Source organism: Ramlibacter sp., assembly GCF_035706265.1.
Lineage (GTDB): Bacteria > Pseudomonadota > Gammaproteobacteria > Burkholderiales > Burkholderiaceae_C > Ramlibacter.
On the sequence record NZ_DASSVG010000391.1, the window covers coordinates 1 to 4,541 of the forward strand.

5 protein-coding genes and 1 pseudogene are annotated in these 4,541 nt (G+C 70.8%); 5 read left to right on the forward strand and 1 reads right to left on the reverse strand.

What is annotated here, in order from left to right; genetic code table 11:
• From VFM98_RS14035 to VFM98_RS14050, 4 genes and pseudogenes are all read left to right on the forward strand, one after another.
• Positions 1-207 (forward strand): annotated as a pseudogene (locus VFM98_RS14035) (methionyl-tRNA formyltransferase); the annotation flags it as partial.
• The gene (locus VFM98_RS14040) at positions 207-944 is read left to right on the forward strand and encodes an AzlC family ABC transporter permease (RefSeq protein ID WP_325110535.1); all 738 of its coding nucleotides are present in this window, start codon (positions 207-209) and stop codon (positions 942-944) included. The pseudogene VFM98_RS14035 and the gene VFM98_RS14040, both read left to right, overlap by 1 nt.
• On the forward strand, positions 941-1,279 hold the full coding sequence (locus VFM98_RS14045; RefSeq protein WP_325110536.1) for an AzlD domain-containing protein: 339 nt from the start codon (positions 941-943) through the stop codon (positions 1,277-1,279). Before VFM98_RS14040 ends, VFM98_RS14045 begins: the two co-directional genes overlap by 4 nt.
• 54 nt (positions 1,280-1,333) lie before the next feature.
• On the forward strand, positions 1,334-2,527 hold the full coding sequence (locus VFM98_RS14050) for a phosphoglycerate kinase (protein WP_325110537.1): 1,194 nt from the start codon (positions 1,334-1,336) through the stop codon (positions 2,525-2,527).
• Between the two features lie 13 nt (positions 2,528-2,540).
• Here the strand turns inward: VFM98_RS14050 and VFM98_RS14055 are convergent, their stop codons facing one another.
• A complete protein-coding gene (locus VFM98_RS14055) occupies positions 2,541-3,338 on the reverse strand; it encodes a hypothetical protein (protein ID WP_325110538.1) in 798 nt (265 codons plus the stop codon).
• Positions 3,339-3,562: 224 nt separating this feature from the next.
• On the opposite strand from VFM98_RS14055, the gene pyk reads away from it, so the two are divergent.
• A partial coding sequence (pyk, locus tag VFM98_RS14060) for a pyruvate kinase (protein ID WP_325110539.1) occupies positions 3,563-4,541 on the forward strand: 979 nt, incomplete at its 3' end.

Consider the following 4,541-nt stretch of genomic DNA (forward strand, 5'->3'; position numbering starts at 1 on the left):
CTGTGGCGCGCGCACGCGCTGCCCGGCCGCGGCAGCGTGGCGCCGGGCACCATCGTCTCTGTCGACGCGCAGGGCATCGGCGTCGCCTGCGGCGCCCAGGGGCGGCTCGAGATCACCGAGCTGCAGCGTCCGGGCGGCAAGCGCCTGGCCGCGGCGGAGTTCCTTCGCGGCTTCCCGCTGCAGGCCGGCCAGCGCTTCGACGCCTGATGTTCTTCCTGCGCGCCATCCACCGGCACCCCGAGTTCCGCGAGGGCATGCGCGCCACCGCCCCGGTGGCGCCGGGCCTTGCCGCCTGGGGCTTGATGACGGGCGTGGCCATGGTCAAGTCCGGCATGAGCGTGGTCGAGGCGGTGGCGATGACGCTGTTCGTCTACGCAGGCAGTTCGCAGCTGGCGGCGATCCCGCTGATCGTCGCCGGCGCGCCCTTCTGGGTGATCTGGACCACCGGCTTCTGCGTCAACCTGCGCTTCGTCGTCTTCAGCCTGCACCTGCGCGACTACCTGATGCACCTGCCGCGCTGGCGGCGGCTGGTCAACGGCTTCCTCACCGCGGACCTGAGCTACGCCCTGTTCACGGGCCGCTACCCGGAGCCGGCGCAGGACGCCGAAGGCCGGCTGGCGCAGGAGGCCTATCTCGCCGGCAACTACTTCCTCACCTGGGTCGCCTGGAACGCCGCCAGCCTGGCCGGCGTCGCGCTCGCCAACCTGATCCCGAGCGCCTGGGGCCTGGGCTTCGCCGGCGTGCTGTGCCTGGTGGGCGTGCTGTGCTCGCTCGCCAACACGCGGCTGCGGATGCTGGCGGCGGTGATCGCCGGCGGCACGGCGGTTGCCGCCTATGCCCTGCCCTTGAAGCTGAACATCGTGGCGGCGATCGCGCTGGCGGTGCTGGCCTGCTTCTGGCTGGAAGGTCGCCGGGGCGCGCCGCCGCGGGAGAAGCTGGCATGAGCGGTGTGACCGATGCTTGGACGCTGTTCGTGATCGCTGGCCTGGCCGGGGTGACGGTGCTCGCGCGCTGCTTCTTCTTCATCCTCGACCGGCCCTGGACGCTGCCGGCCTGGGCCCATCGGGCGCTGTACTACGCCCCGGTGGCGGCGCTGGCCGGGGTGGTGGTGCCCGAGGTGGTGATGACCGACGGCCACCTGGTGGCGACCTGGCAGGACGCGCGCCTGTTCGGCGCGGCCGTCGGGGCGGCGCTGTATTTCTGGCGCCGCAGCGTGCTGCTGACGCTGGTGGCGGGGATGGCGGTGTACCTGCCGCTGCACCTGGGGCTCGGTTGGTGAGGGGCTCGCGGCGTTTCTAGAATGCTGGATTCCCCCATCGAAAGAATCCAGCTCATGAACGTCCTGCGCTTCTCCGACCTCTGCGACGAAGGCCGCGCCCGCGGCCGCCGCGTCTTCATCCGGGCCGACCTCAACGTACCGCAGGACGACGCCGGCAACATCACGGAGGACACCCGCATCCGAGCCTCCGTGCCCTGCATCCAGATGGCGCTGGCCGGCGGCGCGGCGGTGATGGTCACCTCGCACCTGGGCCGCCCGACCGAGGGCGAACTGAAGCCCCAGGACTCGCTGGCTCCCGTCGCCAAGCGCCTCTCCGAGCTGCTGGGCCGGCCCGTGCCGCTGAAGCAGGACTGGGTCGACGGCGTCGACGTGCAGCAGGGCGAAGTCGTGCTGCTGGAGAACTGCCGCGTCAACAAGGGCGAGAAGAAGAACAACCCCGAGCTGGCGAAGAAGATGGCGGCGCTCTGCGACATCTACGTCAACGACGCCTTCGGCACAGCCCACCGCGCGGAAGCCACCACCTACGGCATCGCCGAATACGCCAAGGTCGCGTGCGCCGGCCCGCTGCTGGCGGCCGAGATCGACGCGATCACCAAGGCGCTCGCCAACCCGAAGCGTCCGCTGGTGGCGATCGTCGCCGGCTCCAAGGTCTCGACCAAGCTCACCATCCTGCAGTCGCTGGCGAAGAACGTCGACCAGCTGATCGTGGGCGGCGGCATCGCCAACACCTTCCTGCTGGCCTCGGGCCTGCCGATCGGCAAGTCGCTGGCCGAACCCGACCTGGTGAACGAGGCCAAGGCCGTGATCGAAGCCATGAAGGCGCGCGGCGCCGAAGTGCCGGTCCCCACCGACGTGGTGGTGGCGAAGAACTTCGCCGCCGACGCGCCGGCCACGGTGAAGAAGGCCGCCGACGTGGCTGCCGACGACCTGATCCTCGACATCGGGCCCGAGACGGCGGCCCGGCTCGCCGCGCAACTGAAGGCGGCCGGCACCATCGTGTGGAACGGCCCGGTGGGCGTGTTCGAGTTCGATGCCTTCGCCCAGGGCACCGAGACCATTGCGCGCGCCATTGCGGCATCGAGCGCCTTCAGCATCGCGGGCGGCGGCGACACGCTGGCGGCCATCGCCAAGTACGGCATCGAGCAGGACGTGGGCTACATCTCCACCGGCGGCGGTGCCTTCCTCGAGGTGCTGGAAGGCAAGAAGCTGCCCGCCTTCGAGATCCTGGAACGGCGCGCGCAGGCCTGAGCCGCGGGGCGCCTCAGGGCGCCTCGATCTCGTAGGGCGTGGCGAACAGGCGCGGGGGCTCCGGCACGGGCGCAGCCGCCGTCGCTGGCTCGGGCGCCGCGGCGCGCGGTGCAGCCTGCGCCGCCAGCACCGGCTTGCGCGCGCCCTGCCTCGACGCTGTCTTCTTCGCGCGGCGCTGCTTTGCCGAGCCCCGCTTGCCCTTGACCTGATTCCCTGCGTCCGGATTCGCAGCGTCGCGGTTCGCCGCCTCCTGCGTCGCAACTTCCCGCTCGGCAGCCTCGTGCGCGGCGGACTCCTCCACGCTGGCCTGCACCAGTGCCGCCCGCTGCCCCGGCGGCACATAGGCGCACGGAATGGCCTGGCGGAGGGCGAACTGGCGCAGGATCGCGCAGCGCTCCCAGTAGCGGCGCTCGTCTTCGCTGTCGTCCCAGGTCTTCAACCCCCAGGCCGCGCCGAGCGCGAGGCAGGCCGGCGCGAAGCCGCCGCCGGTGAGGAACACCGCGGTGATGCACACGTTGCTCACCGCACTCCCCATCCACATCGCCGATGCGGCGGCGTAGGCGGCGGGCTGCTCCGTCTCGGGCAGCGTGCTGGCGCGGTGGAAGGTGTAGGCCTTGCCGGCCGTGGTGAGCAGCGCGCCCACCGGGTGGATGGCGCCGGCCGTGGCGGCCACGCCGACGGCGGTGGTCATGCCATCGGCCACCGCCGCCTGCACGGCCTGCTCGCGCTGGTCCTGCGCCTGCGCCGCCGGCGCGGCCAGCAACGCCGACACGATGGCTGCGACGATCCTGCACGTCCTGCTCTTGTGCATCGCTCCCTCCCACCTTCCGATGGGCGCATTGCACCTTGCTCATCCACCTGGGCGCCAGCTTCTTCGCGCATTCCGTTGGTACGAAAACACTGCGCCGTGCACGGGAGCGCAGCCGTGCGCCGGCCGTCGCGCGCACGGCTGCGCCTGTCGGGCCTGTGTTGGTAACCGGTACGTCACCGGATCCATGTGAGAATCGAAAACCGACTTCGAGGAGATCGCCAGTCATGGCCCGTCGCGCCACCAAGATCGTTGCCACCCTGGGCCCCGCTTCGAGCGACCCTCCCGTCCTGGAGCGCATGATCCGCGCCGGCGTCAACGTGGTGCGGCTCAACTTCAGCCACGGCACCGCGCAGGACCACATCGATCGTGCGCGCCTGGTGCGCGACGCTGCCCAGAAGGCCGGCCGCGAGGTCGCGATCATGGCCGACCTGCAGGGCCCGAAGATCCGCGTCGGCAAGTTCGCCGAAGGCAAGGTGCTGCTGGAGCCGGGCGCGAAGTTCGTGCTCGACGCCGGCCGCGAGGAACTGGGCGACGTCGAAGCCGTGGGCCTCGACTACAAGGAGCTGCCGCGCGACGTGAAGCCGGGCGACCACCTGCTGCTGAACGACGGCCTCATCGTGCTGACCGTCGATGCCGTCAAGGGCGACCAGATCCGCACCACCGTGAAGATCGGCGGCACGCTGTCCAACAACAAGGGCATCAACAAGCAGGGCGGCGGCCTCACGGCGCCGGCGCTCACGGCCAAGGACATGGAGGACATCCGCACCGCCATGAGCTTCCAGGCCGACTACGTGGCGGTGAGCTTTCCCAAGAGCGCCACCGACATGGAGATGGCGCGCCAGCTGTGCAACGTGGCCGCGGCCGAATTCCGCCACAAGCCGGCGCTGATCGCGAAGATCGAGCGCGCCGAGGCCATCCCCAACCTCGAGCAGATCCTCAAGGCCAGCGACGCCATCATGGTGGCGCGCGGCGACCTGGCGGTGGAGGTCGGCAACGCCGCCGTGCCCGCGCTGCAGAAGCGCATGATCCGCATGGCGCGCGAGCACGACAAGCTGGTGATCACGGCCACGCAGATGATGGAGTCGATGATCACCGCGCCGGTGCCCACCCGCGCCGAGGTGAGCGACGTCGCCAACGCCGTGCTCGACGGAACCGATGCGGTGATGACCAGCGCGGAGACCGCCACCGGCAAGTACCCGATCG

Coding starts and splice junctions, on each gene's coding strand:
- VFM98_RS14040 (WP_325110535.1), top strand. CDS start 207: ATGTTCTTCCTGCGCGCCATCCACCGGCACCCCGAGTTCCGCGAGGGC.
- VFM98_RS14045 (WP_325110536.1), top strand. CDS start 941: ATGAGCGGTGTGACCGATGCTTGGACGCTGTTCGTGATCGCTGGCCTG.
- VFM98_RS14050 (WP_325110537.1), top strand. CDS start 1,334: ATGAACGTCCTGCGCTTCTCCGACCTCTGCGACGAAGGCCGCGCCCGC.
- VFM98_RS14055 (WP_325110538.1), bottom strand. CDS start 3,338: ATGCACAAGAGCAGGACGTGCAGGATCGTCGCAGCCATCGTGTCGGCG.